Source organism: Oscillibacter sp. ER4 (assembly GCF_000765235.1).
Lineage (GTDB): Bacteria > Bacillota > Clostridia > Oscillospirales > Oscillospiraceae > Hominicoprocola > Hominicoprocola fusiformis.
Genome location: NZ_JPJG01000016.1, coordinates 22,675 through 40,106, shown reverse-complemented (window position 1 = coordinate 40,106; position 17,432 = coordinate 22,675). Strand labels below are relative to the sequence as shown.

The following is a 17,432-nucleotide window of genomic DNA, read 5'->3' as shown; positions in this document are numbered from 1 at the left end:
AAAAGTCACGCTTAATTTTTGCGTTCCTTTCTCTGCAAAAAATACCGGCGGGCAAAATGCCCGCCGGTACGTTTCAGTTTTACCCCAGAATGGCCTTCAGGTCCTCCTCTGGCGTCGTAATGGGCGCGATGCCAAAGTTCTTGACAAGGTAGTCGAGCACGTTCGGCGAGAGGAACGCCGGCAGCGTCGGACCGAGGCGGATGTCCTTGATGCCGAGATACAGCAGCGTCAGCAGGATGCACACCGCCTTCTGCTCGTACCACGAGAGCACCATCGAAAGCGGCAGCTCGTTCACACCGCAGCCAAAGGCGTCGGCGAGCGCCAGCGCGATCTGGATGGCGCTGTAAGCGTCGTTGCACTGGCCGATGTCCAGGATGCGCGGCAGCCCCGCCACCGTGCCAAGATCTAAGTCATTGAAGCGGAACTTGCCGCAGGCCAGCGTCAGCACCATGGTGTCGGGCGGCGTCTGCTTGACGAATTCCGTGTAGTAGTTCCTGCCGGGGCGCGCGCCGTCGCAGCCGCCGACTAAGAAAAAGTGACGGATCCGGCCGGACTTGACGGCCTCAACCACCTTGTCAGCCACACCCAGCACCGCGCCGCGGGCAAAGCCCGTCGTAACCGTGCTGCCACCGTTGATGCCAGTGAATGCCTTATCCTCGGCATAGCCGCCCAGTTCCAGCGCCTTTTCGATGACCGGCGTGAAGTCCTTGTCCGCGCCGATATGCTTGAGTTCCGGATATGAGACCGCCGCCGTAGTGAACACGCGGTCGGCATAGCTCGCTTTCGGCGGCATCAGGCAATTCGTGGTGAATAGTACGGGCGCAGGGATGTCGGCAAATTCCTTTTGCTGGTTCTGCCACGCCGTGCCGAAATTGCCCTTGAGATGGGCATACTTTTTAAGGCCCGGGTAGCCGTGCGCGGGCAGCATCTCGCTGTGCGTATAGATGTTGATGCCCTTGCCCTCCGTCTGCTCGAGCAGGCGCTTCAAGTCGTGCAGGTCGTGGCCGGAAACCACGATGAACGGTCCCTTTTCCACCGTCAGCGGCACGGTGGTCGGCTCTGGCGTGCCGTAGGTCTCCGTGTTGGCCTTGTCGAGCAGCGCCATGCAGCGGTAGTTTTTCTCGCCGACCTCCAGCACAAGGGGGAGCAGGTCATCCATCCCCCAGTCCTCGCCGATGGCAAACAATGCCTTGGCAAAAAAGCGGTTGACCTCGCCGTCCGTATAGCCCAGCACCATCGCGTGGTAGGCGTACGCCGCCATGCCGCGGATACCGAACAGGATAAGCGACTTGAGGCTGCGGATGTCCTCGTCCTCCGTCCAGAGCCGCGAGACATCGTAGTCATTGTTGTGCCCGCAGGGCGACATGCAGGACGCGCAGTCCGGCACAAGACGGCTCTTCTCCGCCTTCACGCATGCAGTCACATCGCGGATGGCCGCTTCGTCAAAGTTCACATTCGTGAGCGTGGTGAAAAGCGCCTCGATGATGAGGCTCCATGTGCCCTCGTTCACGCCGGGGCTGCCGTCCGCAGCGCGGGCAAGGCCGATGAGTGCGCCGGTCAGCTCGTCCTGCAAATTTGCCGTCTCGGCGCTCTTTCCGCACACACCCGCGCTGCCGGTGCAGCCCGTGCAGTGCGCCGCCTGCTCGCACTGAAAACAAAACATCTTGTTGTCCACCGAAAAAATCCTTCTCATTCTGTGGTCTTATCGATCATAGGATGACTCAAATCGTATCCAGTATTCTCCCGTCCGTCGAGATCGTCACGACCTGCCAGGGGATGAATTTACCGCTATTTTGCAGCGCGGTCTTTGCCGCGTGCTCGAGCCCGCCGCAGCACGGGACCTCCATTCGCACGACCGTCACGCTCTTGATGTCATTTTTTGCGATGATCTCGGTCAGCTTTTCGCTGTAATCCACGCTATCGAGCTTCGGGCAGCCGACGAGCGTAATGTGGCCCTTGATGAATTTCTCGTGGAAGGCCGCGTAGGCGTACGCCGTGCAGTCCGCCGCGATGAGCAGCTTTGCGCCGGAGAAGTACGGCGCGTTCACGGGCACGAGCTTGATCTGCACCGGCCACTGGGAGAGCTGGCTCTCCTGCGCAGCAGGAGCCGCCGTTTCAGATGCCGCCTTGTGCGCAAAGGTCTTGAGCTGCATGCCGGGACAGCTGTGGTGCAGTGTCATCCCCTCCTTCTGCATTTTCTTCTGCTTGTTTTCAAGCACCGCCTGCTCGTCGTAGGCCGCGGCCTCGCGCTCGACAAAGGAAATCGCGCCGGTCGGGCACGTCGGCAGGCAGTCACCCAGGCCGTCGCAGTAGTCGTCGCGCATCAGCTGCGCCTTGCCGTTTACCATGGCGATAGCGCCCTCGTGGCACGCCGCGGCGCAGGCGCCGCAGCCGTTGCATTTATTTTGATCGATCTCAATGATTCTCCGTTTCATTGCAATACCTCCTTGCGTTTTCAAGCGTATTATAGTAGAATGCGGCCAGCAAGTCGGTTGAATTTTCAACGAAAGGCGTTTCTTATGAAAGAATTTTTTCCCATTCTCGCCGCCTCGCCGCTCTTTTCCGGCGTCACGGAGGACGAGCTCGATGCGATGCTCACCTGCCTTGCGGCAAAGGCCGAGCAATTCCCCAAGGACATGTTTCTCCTTCATCCCGGTGACACGGTCGAGGAGATCGGCATGGTGCTCTCCGGCTGCGCGCTCGTCGTGCAGGAGGATATCTGGGGCAACCGCAACATTCTCTCCCGCACCGCACCGGGGCAGACCTACGCCGCGGCCTTCGCCTGCGCGCCAAACAGTGTCTCCAATGTGAGCGTCGTGACCGAAACGCCGACAACGGTGCTGTTTTTGAACGTCAAGCGCCTTTTGACGGTCTGTCCCGCCGCCTGCGCGCACCACAGCCGCATCATCCGAAACCTTCTGAGCGACCTTGCGGGAAAAAACCTGCTGCTCAATGAAAAACTCACGCACATCGCCCAGCGCACGACGCGCGCCAAGCTCATGTCCTATCTCTCCGCCGAGGCGCAGCGACGCGGCGCGGTCGAGTTCGACATCCCATTCTCCCGCCAGCAGCTCGCGGACTTTCTCGCCGTTGAGCGCAGCGGACTGTCGCTCGAGCTTGGAAAAATGAAAAAGGAAGGGCTTCTGGACTATCATAAAGAGCACTTCGTGCTGAATATCTGAATTTTGCAAAAAAGGAGTTCCTCTTACCTTCAAGAGGAACTCCCTTTTCATTTTGTTCTCGCTTTATGCAGCGAGCTTTGCGTAGCGCATCAGCATCGTCGCCATCTGCGCGCGGGTCGCCTCCCCCTGCGGGTTCAGCTTGCCGTCCATACCGTTGACGATGCCCGCCCCGACGGCCCAGCACATCGCCTCGGCCGCGTAGGGGCTGACGCTCGCGCTGTCAGTAAACGCGCTCAGATCACCCTGCACATCGGCCTTGACCAAGCCGCGGCTTTGCGCGTAGCGGTAGAGCATCGTCGCGAGCTGCTCGCGCGTGATCTTGCCGTCCGGGCTCGTGCCGTCGGACACGCCATGCTTGACCGCCCAATCCTGCGCGGCGGCATACCACGCACCCGTGCTGTTCGTGTCCGCGCCGTCCATGCAGGCCAAAATCGTCCAGAGCATCGCGCGGGTCGTGGCGGCGTTCGGCTCAAAGCCCTTGCCCGTGCCGGTCATCAGCTTTTCCTCGGTGACGAACTGCACGGCCCCGCTGTACCAGTCACCCGCCTGCACGTCGGGATAGGGGTTGACATAATTCCCGTCGTCTGGCTGCGGCTCGTCGGTCTTACCGTCCTCCGCGGGCTTGGGCGAGGGCGCGGACGTGCCGAGGCTCGTGATCGTATAGCTGCCGCCCATTGTGACGGTGAAGCTGATCTTTCCGTCTGTGAGGGTAGATTCGATCCGAACACCGTTCGGATCGGTAACGACTGCGCGCGCATAGTCGCAGGCCACCGTCAGCGTGGGTCGTTTCGATGCCAGAATTTCATCGTTTGCACCCTTACTGCTCAATGTAACGGTCATCGTACTGCCGTTTTCCTCCACGGTCACCTCAGGGTCGAACTGCGCGGAACTGCCGCCGTTATCGTCCGCCAGCGCGAAGGTCGCAAGGCTCAACGACAGCGTCAGCGCCAGGAGAAAGGAAAGTAACTTTTTCATATGCCGCCTCCTCAATTTTCCGTCTCAGCGACCGAAGCGCTGAACTCAAACGTGCCGACCGCCGTGTCAGTCTCGCTGTCGTAGGAGCTGAAGCGCAGCCCATCCAACTCGTTCTCGCTGATAGTCACGCCTTGCTGCACGTAGGAGGGGTAGTAGAGATCGTCCAGCGATTGCCATGACGGGCAGCTTTTATCACGGTAATTCGGACGAAAGAATGTATTGCAATTCTGAGTTCTGGCAAGCGGGTAGGCCAGTGTCTTATCGTTTCCGTCAAACCACGGCAGGAAGTTAAAGTACTCCGGATCATGATTGTAGTCCTCTATAATTGTAAACTCTGGCGCATCATTTCCTGCAATAACCGCACCATTCTCACCGTCGTGCTTCAGCTGCAAAATGACGACAGTTTTGTCGTCCTCTCCTTTGACCTCTTCCTGCTCCCACAAGATAGGATTCCACTCAGCTTCGCTGTCTGTCGCATCATAATCGTGGTAGAAGAAGTTCTGCGACATCCATATCGTTTTGCCGGAATTATTTACCATGTCATAGCCGTTGTTCACAAAACGGTTTCCAGAACTTTCGAGAAGCGACGGCTGGTCGCACACGTCCACCTGTACCGCAGTATCATTGCCGACAAACCAGTTGCCGAGCATTTGAAGGTTGCCGCCACCGGTCGCCGACATCCGAATTCCAATATGGTTATTGCGGAATACAGACCGGTTAGCGGCCCACGAAGAGCGGTCTTCGCTGCCGATTGCACAATAGTAGTCCTCAAGAACGCAATTACGCGGAAGGCCTTCTCCCCATCCATAAGCAGCCGCATTGGGAGAACCATCACTCCACTTTTTCTGATCTTTGCCCGCACCAACAAAATGAATCGATTCAAAGTCGCAATCTGCGCCCTCAAGCTTGACGCCGCCCTTGATCGTAGTGGAGATCACGCCTTCGTCAGCGCCGGCGCCCATGAGGCCGACGAAGCACTTTGTCTCAGGAATAATGATCTGTCCTGTGATCGTGCCCGCAGGCAGAACAAACTCGATCGTCGGCAGCTCATACTCCCCGACTTCTGAATAACACGCCAGTTCCTCAGCAATAGCGTCGTTGATGTTGTCCAAACTGCCGCTCAGTTCCATGCGCTTTCTGTCCATTCTTTGGAACGTATCCAAGCTGAAGCTGCGGGCCACTACTGTTTTTGTACCATTTTCTGTTTTCACAAGCTGCGCTTCGTAAACCCACGAGCCCGCAGTCGACGGATCTCCATAGTAGAGATGTGTCCAATCCAGCCCCACCTTTCCATGGTCGGAAGACTGGCTCTCCATGCTCACCGTCTCACTTGTCGGATAGTTTTCATTGCCACCAGCAGGATGCACCAGCACTCTGAACTCATAGCCTGCCTCTTTCATTGCTGACACAACAGTCTCTTCTATGCTGTAAGTTGTATCATCTCTGCCGCCTGTCCCCGAAATAAGACGAAACGCTTCCGTGCGGGAAAACAATATGCTGGGAGCATACCCTTTGCAAAAAAGGAGGAAACGTCGCGTTTCCTCCTTTTTCTCTTTAATTGTCCGCCGTTACGATCTGCGAGAGGTCGACGGCGTATCCCGCCGTGTTTTCGACATTTACCCCGTTGCCGCGGAACATGCAGTTATTGAAATCCAGTGTCTCTGTGCCCGGCATCGCGGCGATGCGCACGGCGGTACCGTTGTCTTCGTACACGCTGTCGCCATAGTAGCTGCCCGAGCACGTCGCGCCGCCGCGGTTGTCGAGCCACAGCCCCACGCCGTTGCCGCGGAACGTGCAGCCCGTGGCGTTGACCCAGCTGCCGAGGCCGCCGTAAGCGCCGATCTCCCAGTTTTCAAACGTGCAGCGGTGCAGGAATGCTCCTTCGCTCGCGGAAAGGCCGATGCCCGTGCCGTCGCCCATAAAGCGGACGTTCGTGATGTTTGAGGGGTGAATGCCGCGCGTCGCGATCGTCACCGTGCCGGTGAAGGTCGTGCCGCCCTCGCTGCCGACCAGATCGCAGCAGAAATTTTTCACCGTCAGACCGCCCTCGTATGTCACCGCGGTCAGCTGCAAAATGTAGACTGACTTTCGATCCGCCTCGTGCGCGAGGGTGTCGAGCAGCGCGTTCAGATCGTCGACCGTCGCCATCGGGTAGTCATTTTCGGTCAGCGTCACGACCGGGACGCGCGTGATCTTGGCTGTGTGGCGCAGGCGCAGCGTGTCGCCGTTTTTGAGGTAGATCGTCCAGATGACGTTGCCCTCCCCCTCCTTGAGCTGCTCGGTGTGATAGCTCGGGATGGCCTCGATCGCCGCATTGGAGTTCGTCGGGAGGAACGTCTCGTCGATCTGCAAAAGAGTGATGCCATCGCACGGCGTGGTCGTCACCTCGTAGTGATCCACAAGGGCGAGAAATTCATTCTTCTTGTCCACGCCGCCGCCATTGTCGACAAAAACGTGGGAGCTCGACACCTGGCCGCGCACCTGATCCTCGCGGACCTCTACGGTGAAAAGCGGCTGGCCGAAAAACGGCGCGCCTCCCTGCGATTCAAAGCTCAGCGCCAGATGGAATGTCTGTCCGTCCGCTTCGTAGGTAAGCTCCGCGCCCTGCGCGTCGATGATCTTTCCTCGGTTGGCAAATCCAACCGCCGTCAATGTCACCACCAATATCGCCGCCAGCAGGAGCGCCGCGGTGATGCGCCTGCGGCGTTTCGGCTTTGGCATTTCCGCAGGGCGCTTTTCGATCAGCACGCTTTCACAGTAGGGGCAGAACGAAGCGTTTTCGACAAGCAGCGCGCCACAATGCGGACAGCGCTTTTCCTCAAAATTCATCTCACAGCACCTCCATCAGCGCTCGCGCGCTCTGATAGCGCTGCTCCGGCGCGGTCATCGTGCATTTGCGCACGATGCGGCCCATTTTCCCCGCCGCCATCTCGCGCGAGGGGTGCTTGCCCGTAAGCATGATATTGAGCAGCACGCCGAGCGAAAAAATGTCCGCCCGCTCGTCGGACTGGAAGATGCCGTACTGCTCGGGCGCGGCAAAGCCCGTCGTGCCGAGCACCTGCGTGTCGCTCTCGGACTCGTCCTTGTAGATGCGCGCGGCGTCAAAGTCGATGAGCACGGCGTCGCTGCCGCGCAGGATGACGTTTTCCGGTTTGACGTCGCGGTGCACCGCGCCCATCGAGTGCAGCACATGCAGCGCTTGGCAGAGCTGCATCGTGACCTGCCGCGCTTCCCTCTCCGTGAGCCGTGCCCCCATCAGAAGCTCTGCGAGCGTGTCGCCCTGCACATACTCCTCCAGCACAGCGGTTTGACCGTCCTGCTCCGCTTCCATGATCTGCGGCAGATGCGGGCACAGCACCGGCAGCAGACGGCGATAGACCTCGCCGCTGCCGCTGTAGCGGCGGAAGACATAGCACGTGCCGCTTTTCTTATGCCGCACGACGGAGACAGTCCCGCGCGGGCTCTGCTTCAGCACGCGGAGCGTGTCGTATTCGGTTGTCACAGCCTCCAAAAAGCTCTCGTACAGCGTCATAAATTTCACACCCTATGCAGCCAGCATATTGTTTTCCCATGTCAAAAAATGTAAAATAATTGAGGATTATTATATGTTGTCTTTGAATTTTTGTAAAGGCGGAAGATGGATGAAGATGGAGCGAAGAAACACTGACGATCTGCGCAGCGAGCTGATGGACGCCCCTGATCTGACGACATTTCTTGCGGCAAACGAGGACAACTTCTCCTCGGCAAGCGCCGTGGCGCGACTCAACGAAATGCTTGAAAAGAAGGGTCTTTCCAAGGCCGCGCTCGCCAAGCAGTCCGGCATGAGCGAAATATACTTGCACCAGATTTTTGCGGGACGGCGCAATCCCTCGCGCAGCCGCATGCTGTGCCTGTGCTTTGGATTGAGCGCCTCGCTCAAGGAGACGCAGGAGCTTCTGCGCCTGTGCGGCCTCGCCGAGCTCTATCCCAAGGTCCGGCGTAACGCGATCATCATTTACGGGCTGCTGCATGGCATGGACCTTTTCGCCGTCAACGACCGGCTGTTCTCCGAGGACGAGGAAACGCTGTTCTGACACTTATACGCTGAAAAGCGACACGACCAGACAAAAAGCACCTGCCTTGAAGGCAGGTGCTTTTTGCTATTCTCTTCCGCCCGACGTTTTCTTCGCGCGCTCCAGTGCGCGCCGCAGCGGCGGGAAGAGCACGAAGACAAGGACCGTATTTGACACGCAGTGGATGACGTCATACGGGATGCCCGAGACCCACCACGAAAACGCCATCTGCCATCCGCCGATGAAAAAATACGGAATGGCGCACAGCGCGCCGAAGCACAGCCCGTGCAGCCCCGCGATGGCCGCCCAAAATGCGCGGCTCTCGCTTCTGCGAAACGGCAGCGCGGCAAGCACGACGATCGGCCAGACGTAGAGATACATCAGGTTCCAAAGCCCCGCGCCGTAGAGCGCGATCTCGAGCAGGGCAAAGCCGAACGCCGGATAAAGCGCCTTCGCGCCGTACACCGCCGTGGCCAAAAGCAGCAGCAGCGTGACCGGATGCACGTTCGGGATAAGGCGCAGGCACTCCTTGCCCGCGACCATCAGCGCGCAGAAAAGCGACAGCTCCGCGATCTCGCGGATGCTGAGTCTTGCGGACTTACCAGCCGACATTCAGCACGAAGTCGTACACATCGCCGTCCGCGATGGGCTGGCTGTCCACACCGAGCTCAGCGAACGTGCCGTTCACGCTGTAGCCCCACCACTGCTGCTCACTCTCGTCGGCGGTCTCGCCGTCCACAGTCAGCACATAGAGGCCGTACTCGCTCTCTGTGCCCTCGATGAGGTCTTCCTGCTCGAGCGCGCCGCGCAGGTACTCTTCGTCGGTGTGGATGGTGAAGGTCGTGTCGTCGCCGTTCAGGTGGTCGACGTTGACGGTGATCTCCTTACCGCCCTGCTGCGTCTCCAGCTTGTTTGTCTGCCAAATGACGAGCGCGGCAGCCGCCAGCACAAGCACGATGATGAGGGCGATGACGCCTTTGTTGTTTTTCTTCTGCATTTTGTTTTCTCCTTCTCTTGCTGAAAAATGCCGCCTTTGAGCGGCAAAGCGAAGCATTCGATGCCTTTGAACGCTGCGTCGTATTTTACCGTCAAAGCGGCAGAATGTAAAGCCCCAGCCGTCGCGCCGATCCTCCGCCTTTTTTCCGTGCAAAAGGCTTTGCGCATTGCCGCACGATGCGGTATAATGAGTTTTACGTTCCGCCCGCTTTCGGGCGGACATTGCTGATTCACTTGACCGCGCCGCTTCGGCGCCCGATATACGAAAGGAACATTTTATGGATCTCATTCAGGCCCTTGCCGCCGAGCTCGGCAAAGACCCCCGGCACGTTGAAAACGTCGTGCGCTTGCTCGACGAGGGCAACACCATCCCCTTCATCGCCCGCTACCGCAAGGAGCTCCACGGTGCAATGGACGATACCTCTCTGCGCACGCTCGAAGAGCGGCTCCAATACCTCCGCGGTCTTGAAGAGCGCCGCGAAGCGGTGAAAAAGTCTATCGACGAGCAGGGCAAGCTGACCGATAAGCTCGCTGCCGCCATCGACAGCGCCAAAACGCTCACCGAGGTCGAAGACCTCTACCGCCCCTACAAGCAAAAGCGCCGCACCCGCGCCACGATGGCGAAGGAAAAGGGCCTTGAACCACTCGCCGCGCTGCTCTTCGCGCAGGAGCGTGACTGCCCGCGGCCCGAGGAGGCCGCGCGCGACTTTGTCGACCCCGAAAAGGGCGTCGAGACGGTCGAGGACGCCCTGCAGGGCGCGAGCGACATCATCGCTGAGCAGATCTCTGACGACGCCGCCATCCGCAAGAGCCTTCGCGCGCTCATTTCCCGTCAGGGCCAGCTTGTGAGCAGGGCCGCGACCGAGGACGACAGCGTCTATCGCCTATACTACGATTTTACGCAGTCTGTCGCCCGCTTGCAGGGGCATCAGGTGCTCGCCATCAACCGCGGCGAAAAAGAGGGCATTTTGAAAGTCACCGTCGCGCTCGACCGCGAGCAGGCGCTCCCGCTGCTGCGCCGTGCAGTCGTGAAGCCCGGCTCCGCCGCCATGGAATTCGTCAAGTCCGCCGCCGAGGACGCCTACGACCGTCTCATCTTCCCCTCGCTCGAGCGCGAGGTGCGAAATCAGCTCACTGAGCAGGCAGACGAGGGTGCCATCGGCCAGTTTGCGCTCAACTTAAAGCCGCTTTTGATGCAGCCGCCGGTCAAGGGCAAGGTCACGATGGGCCTTGATCCCGGTTACCGCATGGGCTGCAAGGTCGCCGTCGTGGACGGCACAGGCAAGGTGCTCGATACCGCCGTGGTCTACCCGACCTACGGCGAGCGGCAGAAAAATGAAGCCATCGCCGCGCTGGCAACGCTCATCAAAAAGCACGGTGTGGAGCACATCGCCATCGGTAACGGCACGGCCAGCCGCGAGACCGAACAGATGGCCGTCGAGCTCATCCGTCAGGTGAACGAGGGCGGTGCGCACGTGAGCTACATGATTGTCTCTGAGGCGGGCGCGTCCGTGTACTCGGCGAGCAAGCTCGCCGCCGAGGAATTCCCGCAGTACGACGTGAACCTCCGCTCTGCCGTGTCCATCGCGCGGAGATTACAGGACCCGCTTGCCGAGCTCGTGAAGATCGACCCCAAGGCCATCGGCGTGGGGCAGTATCAGCACGACATGCCGCAAAAGCAGCTCGACGAGGCGCTGAACGGCGTGGTCGAGGACTGCGTCAACGCCGTCGGCGTGGATATCAACACGGCGTCGCCGTCACTTTTGCAGCGCGTCGCGGGCCTGAACGGCACAACGGCGAAAAATGTCGTCTCGTACCGCGAGGAGAACGGCGCGTTCACCTCACGCGCGCAGATCAAGAAAGTGCCAAAGCTCGGCCCCAAGGCCTTCCAGCAGTGCGCGGGCTTTCTGCGCGTGCCGGAGAGCAAGAGCGTTCTTGATAACACCGCCGTCCACCCCGAGAGTTACGAGGCCGCCAAGGCGCTCCTTGCCCTCTCGGGTCATACGCTCGCGGACGTAAAGGAGGGGAAGCTCTCCGACCTTCCCGCGCGCATCAAGACCTACGGCGAAGAAAAGGCCGCAGCGGAGATCGGCGTGGGCCTTCCCACGCTGCGTGACATCATGAGCGAACTTTTAAAGCCCGGACGCGACGTGCGTGACGAGCTGCCCAAGCCCATCCTGCGCACGGACGTGCTTGAGATGAAGGACCTGAAGCCCGGCATGGTGCTGACCGGCACGGTGCGCAACGTCATCGACTTCGGCGTGTTCGTGGACATCGGCGTGCATCAGGATGGACTTGTCCACATCTCGCAGGTGTCGAACAAGTTCATCAAGCACCCGTCCGAGGTCGTGTCCGTCGGCGACGTCGTCAAGGTCGTCGTGCTGGAAGTGGATGAAAAGAAAAAGCGCATCAGCCTCTCCATGAAGCAGGCGAAATAAGTTTCGTCCTGCAGTTGACATAAAAGCTCCCACGGTTCCGGTAATACCGGAACCGTGGGAGTTTTTCCATTTTATCGTACGCTGATTTACAGCAAATCAGCCAGCTCCAGCACGAGCTTTTCGCTCTTTTCCCAGCCGAGGCAGGCGTCGGTGATGCTCTTGCCGTAGGTGCCCTCGCTGATCTTCTGGTTGCCGTCCTCGATGTAGCTCTCGATCATCAGGCCCTTGACGAGCGCGTTGATGTCATTCGAGTGGCGCTTGGAGTGCAGGACCTCCTTCGCAATGCGGATCTGCTCCAAATACTGCTTGCCGGAGTTGGCGTGGTTGCAGTCGACAATGCAGGCGGGGTTCTTGATGCCCCTTTCCGCGTACAGCTTGTGCAGCTGCACCAGGTCTTCATAGTGGTAGTTGGGGCGGCTGTCGCCCTTTTCGTTCACATAGCCGCGCATGATGGCGTGGGCATAGGGGTTGCCCGCGGTCTCGACCTCCCAGCCGCGGTAGAGGAACGTGTGGTCGCCCATCGCCGCATAGATGGAGTTCATCATCACGCTCAAGTCGCCGCCCGTGGGGTTCTTCATGCCGACGGGCACATCAATACCGCTCGCGACGAGGCGGTGCTGCTGGTTCTCAACCGAGCGCGCGCCGACGGCGACATAGCCCAGAATATCAGACAGATAGCGGTAGTTTTCGGGATAGAGCATCTCGTCGGCACAGGCAAAGCCGGTCTCCTGCACCGCGCGGGTGTGGAGACGGCGGATGGCGATGATGCCCTCGAGCATGTCGGGCTTCTTGCTCGGGTCGGGCTGGTGGAGCATGCCCTTGTAGCCCGAGCCGTTGGTGCGCGGCTTGTTCGTGTAGATGCGCGGGACGATCAGGATCTTATCCTTGACCTTTTCCTGCAGGGGGACGAGGCGGCAGACATAGTCCATTACGCTGTCCTCGCGGTCGGCAGAGCAGGGGCCGATGATGAGCATCAGGCGGCTGTCACACCCGTCGAGGATCGCGCGCATCTCTTCCACACGCGCCTCACGCACCTTGGCGACCTCTTCCGTGACGGGGAACTCTTTTTTAATGTCCATCGGGATGGGCAGTTTACGGATGAATTTTGCATTTTGCTGCATAATGAATACTCCTTGTCGATAATTGACCGATATTGTCTATTATTTTACAGCGTTCCCCGCGGTTCTGCAAGCGCGATTTCATGTCGGACTGTATAAAGATTCGAAAACGGCACGTGCAAATTCTATCGAATCTCGAAAACGGCGGTCAATTCCGCCCGAGCCGCTTCCAACGGCTGTGCAGCCGTGCTCCTTATTTCCTTTTTTGTTGCCGTGAACCTCATTCGTATAAACGCAGATGCGTTTCATGCCGGTACAGTGCATCAATTTCCCGTTTGGTTTTATTTTCCTCTTTCACACATTTTGAGCGTTTTCTAAACTTTTTATTGATATTTATGTATTTTAAACAGTCAAATCATACATTTTCGCAATATTTTTATCGGTTGAGATGCGGAAATTATCTCATTTGACTGAATTTAACAACTACTTTTCGCGATTCCGGATTAGACTGCTGATTGAAAGGGTACGCGGCAGAGTGGTATGTGGTTGCCGCGCGCCGAACCGGACACATAAAAGGAGGAATCATTATGCTGACGATCGAACTCAACATCTACCACGCTGTTGCTCTGGGCGCTTTCCTGTTCTGGCTGGGCGGCGTCATCACCGACAAGGTCTCGCTGCTCAGCCGCTACTGCATCCCCGCTCCGCTGGTCGGCGGACTGTGCTTTTCCATCCTCAACTGCATTCTCTATTCCACGGGCATCGTGTCCATCAACTTCGACGCGACGCTGCAAACCGTTTTTATGATCATGTTCTTCACCACCGTCGGCTTCACGGTCAGTATCCCCGCGCTGCTCAAGGGCGGCAAAGCTGTCATCCTGTGCCTTGCCATCTCCATTGTGATGATCCCGCTGCAAAACTTCCTTGGCGGCGGCGTGATGGCGCTCTTCGGGCGCGATCCGCTGCTCGGTATCGGCTGCGGCTCCATCGCTCTGGTCGGCGGCCCTGGCACGGCGGCGGCGTTCGGCCCCGACCTTGAGGCCGCGGGTGCGGTCGGCGGCAGCGTCGTTTCCATCGCGGCGGCGACATTCGGCCTTGTAGCCGGCTCGCTGATGGGTGGCCCGACAGCACGCCGCTTGATTGAAAAACATAATCTGCACCCAGAGACGATGACTGCCATCGGCGGCACACAGGGCGTCGGCCTTGCCACTGATGTGGCGAGTGAAGACGAGCGTTTTATCACAAACAGCCCTCGCTTTGTCAAGGGCTTCATGCTGCTCCTGCTGGCGGTCGGCATCGGAAATCAAGTCAGCGTGTGGCTCACGGCACTGACAAATCTGACCTTTCCTGCGTACATCGGCGCGATGCTCGTCGCCGTGGTCGTTCGCAATGTGATGGACGGCGCACATACTGAATATCCCGCCGAGGAGATCGACACAATGGGTAATATGTTTCTCTCCATCTTCCTCGCTATGGCGCTCGCAGGCTTGAAACTCTGGGAGCTGATCGACCTCGCCTTGCCGATGATCGTATGCCTGCTGCTGCAGTGTGTGGTGATGGTTCTCTTTGCTTACTTTGTTGTCTTTCGCGTTATGGGCCGTAATTACGATGCGGCAGTTATGACCGCGGGCTTCATCGGCTTCGCCATGGGCGCAACCTCGAACGCCATGGCCAACATGCAGGTCGTGACGAAGAAATACGGTCCTTCGCCGGTGGCGTACTTTGCCATCCCGATGGTCGGCGGCATGTTCATTGACTTCTTCAATGCCGTTCTAATTGCCGCCAACATCGGCTGGTGGACGTCGAGGTGAGACCATGTACGTCCACTTCCCGAGCGATGTCCTCGCCGCGGCGGTGCTCGGCGTCGTCATCGGCGAGCTGGTCTTCCACTATGGGAACCGCCTGCTGGACCGGCACAAATTGCTGACGGTCAACTGAATCCCTCCCACTGTAAGTCCATCCCCTCCGCATCAAAAAAGCAGCGCCTTTCGGCGCTGCTTTTCCGCTTGCGGGCCAAATTTCCTGTATGATATAATACGAAAGCAAACCGGTGAAAGGGGTGGAACGCCGATGGATATCGAGCGAACGAAACAATTTTATCGCGAGCTTAAGCAGTCTGACCTGTGCGGCTGCGCCTATTGCCGCAACTATGTAAAAGAGGCCGCGAAGGCCTATCCTGCCGTGACGGCGTATCTCCAAACGCTCGGTGTCGACATCGCGAAGCCGTTTGAAACGATGCCGCTCGAACTGGATGAAGATGGCCGGATGCCGTACATCGGGCCGCAGTACCTCGTCTTCGGCGCAGAAGCGGGCTTTGCCACCGCGACGGTCAAGGATGCCAATGACGTCGAGGTCCGCCTCGCGCAGTCCCACCCGGACGACGATATTCAGGAGCCGCACTTTGTGATTGAGATATTCCCGATTTTCCTGCCGTGGACGGTGGAGGAAACGAAAGCCAAGCAGTGAAAAGATCTGTCGTTCTGTTTGTGATGGTCTCTTTTTTGCGCCGGCAGGCTGCGGCGCTGTTGAGCGCATCGCGGACGCGGGCGGCGAAAACCAAACGAGAGATAAAATGAGAAAGCGAGGAAACAGCATGAGTTCTGCGATCATCAAAATGAAGCGCGGGTCGGAGACCGACTTGGCGGAGGTATCCAAAAGCATTCTCGATGATTTCAAGGGCGATGTTGCCGAGCTGTCTCTGGAGCAGATGTCGGAGGTGAACGGCGTCAAAGTGCTGCTGCTCATTCTGGAGCGGTACTATATGAGAAACGGCAGCATGGCCGTCAGCACAGTGCAGATCATCGACTCCGGAGAAGTCCAGCAGGCGACGATCATCGGCACCGGAGGCGGCGAGGGCCTTATGAACATCAGTCTGGGCGCCAATCAGGATTTTGCGCGCAGGGTCGCCAAGGTTTTGGCGAAGCTCGGCTTTGAGGAAATCAGATCTTGATTTTGAGGAGGGACAAACGACGTACATTTATGTCATAACGATGATAGCGGCCGCACTTACGATATATTTCAGCCTTGATGAGTATAAAAAGGGCAGCATGAGCACGCGCAATTTTAAGATCATCTGCGTATGCGAGAGTGTCGTGCTGCTCAGCCAGCTTTATTTTCTTTTGACTTGATGTAATTTTCAAATCAGTGAGGGGCGCAGCCGCGCCCCTTTTCATTTTTTCGTCTTTGTGGTATACTTTGGGCAAAATCAAGGAAAAGCGAGGAAACGGTCATGGAAACCATTGCAGCCATCGCCACGGCGCAAAGCCCGTCGGCCATCGGCATCGTGCGCCTGAGCGGAGAGGAGACGCGGCGCGTGCTCGCCGCGCTGTTCACACCCGCAAGCGGCATGGCGGTCGAAGCGCTTCCGTACCGCCGCATGACCTATGGCGACATCCGCTCGGCGGACGGCACGCTGCTCGACCGCGGCATGGCGGTCTGTTTTTCCGCCGCCCACAGCTACACGGGCGAGGAGAGCGCTGAGCTCCACTGCCATGGCTCGCCGGTCGTACTGAGCGAGGTGCTGCAAGCGGCATTTGCCGCGGGCGCACGGCAGGCGCGGCCCGGTGAATTCACGCAGCGGGCGTTCCTGAACGGAAAGCTCGACCTCACCGAGGCTGAGGCAGTCATCGACCTCATCGACGCCGAGACGGCGGAGAGCGCGCGCAATGCCGCGGCCCAGCTCTCCGGCGCGCTGCGCCGCCCGATCGAAAGTGTTTATGACAAGCTGCTCGACGTTTCGAGCCGTTTCTACGCCGTCGTCGACTACCCCGACGAGGACATTGAAGACCTCTCGCGCGAGGAGACCGAGCGCACGCTTTTATGCTGTGAAGAGACGCTTTCTGATCTTCTCGGCACGTTCGCACGCGGGAAAGTGCTCAAAAACGGCGTCGCGACCGCCATCATTGGCGCGCCGAACGCAGGCAAGAGCTCACTTTTGAACGCGCTCGTCGGCTTTGACCGTGCCATCGTCACAGACATCGCGGGCACGACGCGCGACACGGTGGAGGAAAAGGCGACGGTCGGCGGCGTGCTGCTGCGCCTCATCGACACGGCGGGTCTACACGAGACGGACGATCTCGTCGAACAGCTCGGCGTCGAGCGATCGAAAAAAGCGGTCGAGGACGCTGATCTGATCCTCGCGCTGTTGGACGGCAGCACGGGACTGCCGGCATCCGAGGCGCGGGCAGCAGAAATGCTTGCTCCGCTGGAACTTGCCGCGAAAAGCGGCAAGCCGTGGCTGCTGCTGCTGACAAAATCCGACCTCGGCGGCGGGGCAGGCATTGTCCCCGACAAAGACTGGCGCACGCCGGAGGCGATTATTTCGCTCTCAAGCGTGACGCACGAGGGGTTCGAAGCGCTGGAAGCGGCGATCCGCACGCTTTACCCCGCGCCGAAAGGCGATACGTCCCTCGTGACAGACGCCCGTCAGGCCGACGCCATCCGCCGCGCGCTTGATAGCGTCCGTGCGGCGAAGGACGCGCTCCAAAGCGGCATGACGCCCGACGTTGTACTCACGGAAGTAGAGCAGGCGGAAAACGCCCTCGGCGAGCTCACGGGCCGCACCGCGCGCGAGGACATGGTCGCGCGCATCTTCGAGCGCTTCTGCGTCGGAAAATAAGAGCTTATTTCAATAAAAGTACCCTGAACGAACCGTTCAGGGTACTTTTTTATCAGATGCCGCATTCATTCAGCCGCTTTTTTCTCATAGTTGCCAAAAAACGCGGCGTATGA

At 58.8% G+C, this 17,432-nt stretch carries 17 protein-coding genes; 8 read left to right on the top strand and 9 right to left on the bottom strand.

The genetic code is table 11. The annotated features are described in order from the left end of the window. Nucleotides 1-79 precede the first annotated feature (79 nt). On the bottom strand, nucleotides 80-1,663 hold the full coding sequence (gene hcp, locus NI20_RS0103010) for a hydroxylamine reductase (RefSeq protein WP_033119977.1): 1,584 nt from the start codon (nucleotides 1,661-1,663) through the stop codon (nucleotides 80-82). A 58-nt stretch (nucleotides 1,664-1,721) separates the two neighbouring features. Then, entirely contained in the window at nucleotides 1,722-2,435 is a 714-nt protein-coding gene (locus tag NI20_RS0103005) for an ATP-binding protein (protein WP_033119973.1), read from the bottom strand. Nucleotides 2,436-2,519: 84 nt separating this feature from the next. Here NI20_RS0103005 and NI20_RS0103000 point away from each other — a divergent pair, with 84 nt between their 5' ends. Further along, entirely contained in the window at nucleotides 2,520-3,182 is a 663-nt protein-coding gene (locus NI20_RS0103000) for a Crp/Fnr family transcriptional regulator (protein ID WP_033119972.1), read from the top strand. 63 nt (nucleotides 3,183-3,245) lie between these two features. On the opposite strand, the gene NI20_RS0102995 is transcribed toward NI20_RS0103000, so the two are convergent. The 4 genes from NI20_RS0102995 to NI20_RS0102980 form a co-directional block, all read right to left on the bottom strand. Further along, nucleotides 3,246-4,157: an S-layer homology domain-containing protein gene (locus NI20_RS0102995; RefSeq protein WP_033119971.1), complete on the bottom strand. Its 912-nt coding sequence runs from the start codon at nucleotides 4,155-4,157 to the stop codon at nucleotides 3,246-3,248. Nucleotides 4,158-4,168: 11 nt separating this feature from the next. After that, on the bottom strand, nucleotides 4,169-5,566 hold the full coding sequence (locus NI20_RS0102990; protein WP_156108542.1) for a hypothetical protein: 1,398 nt from the start codon (nucleotides 5,564-5,566) through the stop codon (nucleotides 4,169-4,171). A gap of 145 nt (nucleotides 5,567-5,711) precedes the next feature. Next, complete coding sequence (locus tag NI20_RS0102985) at nucleotides 5,712-6,986, bottom strand: zinc ribbon domain-containing protein (RefSeq protein WP_033119969.1); 1,275 nt, start codon at nucleotides 6,984-6,986, stop codon at nucleotides 5,712-5,714. A gap of 1 nt (nucleotide 6,987) precedes the next feature. Next, nucleotides 6,988-7,689, bottom strand: coding sequence for a serine/threonine-protein kinase (locus tag NI20_RS0102980; RefSeq protein WP_033119968.1), 702 nt, complete (start codon nucleotides 7,687-7,689; stop codon nucleotides 6,988-6,990). Nucleotides 7,690-7,798: 109 nt separating this feature from the next. On the opposite strand from NI20_RS0102980, the gene NI20_RS0102975 reads away from it, so the two are divergent. Next, on the top strand, nucleotides 7,799-8,230 hold the full coding sequence (locus NI20_RS0102975) for a helix-turn-helix transcriptional regulator (protein WP_242842906.1): 432 nt from the start codon (nucleotides 7,799-7,801) through the stop codon (nucleotides 8,228-8,230). Between the two features lie 66 nt (nucleotides 8,231-8,296). Here the strand turns inward: NI20_RS0102975 and NI20_RS0102970 are convergent, their stop codons facing one another. After that, nucleotides 8,297-8,821 (bottom strand): hypothetical protein, encoded by a 525-nt coding sequence (locus tag NI20_RS0102970; RefSeq protein ID WP_033119967.1) that lies wholly within the window; start codon nucleotides 8,819-8,821, stop codon nucleotides 8,297-8,299. After that, the gene (locus tag NI20_RS15325) at nucleotides 8,808-9,206 is read right to left on the bottom strand and encodes a DUF4430 domain-containing protein (protein WP_033119966.1); all 399 of its coding nucleotides are present in this window, start codon (nucleotides 9,204-9,206) and stop codon (nucleotides 8,808-8,810) included. Before NI20_RS15325 ends, NI20_RS0102970 begins: the two co-directional genes overlap by 14 nt. 277 nt (nucleotides 9,207-9,483) lie before the next feature. Between NI20_RS15325 and NI20_RS0102960 the strand changes: the two genes are divergently transcribed. Further along, nucleotides 9,484-11,643, top strand: coding sequence for a Tex family protein (locus NI20_RS0102960; RefSeq protein WP_033119965.1), 2,160 nt, complete (start codon nucleotides 9,484-9,486; stop codon nucleotides 11,641-11,643). A gap of 86 nt (nucleotides 11,644-11,729) precedes the next feature. Here the strand turns inward: NI20_RS0102960 and NI20_RS0102955 are convergent, their stop codons facing one another. Further along, the gene (locus NI20_RS0102955; RefSeq protein ID WP_033119964.1) at nucleotides 11,730-12,764 is read right to left on the bottom strand and encodes a 3-deoxy-7-phosphoheptulonate synthase; all 1,035 of its coding nucleotides are present in this window, start codon (nucleotides 12,762-12,764) and stop codon (nucleotides 11,730-11,732) included. A 524-nt stretch (nucleotides 12,765-13,288) separates the two neighbouring features. On the opposite strand from NI20_RS0102955, the gene gltS reads away from it, so the two are divergent. The 5 genes from gltS to mnmE all read left to right on the top strand — a co-directional run bounded on the left by gltS (nucleotide 13,289) and on the right by mnmE (nucleotide 17,319). Continuing rightward, the gene (gene gltS, locus NI20_RS0102950) at nucleotides 13,289-14,512 is read left to right on the top strand and encodes a sodium/glutamate symporter (RefSeq protein ID WP_033119963.1); all 1,224 of its coding nucleotides are present in this window, start codon (nucleotides 13,289-13,291) and stop codon (nucleotides 14,510-14,512) included. Nucleotides 14,513-14,516: 4 nt separating this feature from the next. After that, nucleotides 14,517-14,639, top strand: coding sequence for a hypothetical protein (locus NI20_RS15820; protein ID WP_255357997.1), 123 nt, complete (start codon nucleotides 14,517-14,519; stop codon nucleotides 14,637-14,639). A gap of 132 nt (nucleotides 14,640-14,771) precedes the next feature. Then, nucleotides 14,772-15,167, top strand: a complete 396-nt coding sequence (locus tag NI20_RS0102945; RefSeq protein WP_033119962.1) for a hypothetical protein — start codon at nucleotides 14,772-14,774, stop codon at nucleotides 15,165-15,167. 127 nt (nucleotides 15,168-15,294) lie between these two features. Further along, nucleotides 15,295-15,651, top strand: a complete 357-nt coding sequence (locus NI20_RS0102940; protein WP_033119961.1) for a DUF6054 family protein — start codon at nucleotides 15,295-15,297, stop codon at nucleotides 15,649-15,651. Between the two features lie 279 nt (nucleotides 15,652-15,930). Then, entirely contained in the window at nucleotides 15,931-17,319 is a 1,389-nt protein-coding gene (gene mnmE, locus NI20_RS0102935) for a tRNA uridine-5-carboxymethylaminomethyl(34) synthesis GTPase MnmE (protein ID WP_033119960.1), read from the top strand. Nucleotides 17,320-17,432: the final 113 nt, after the last annotated feature.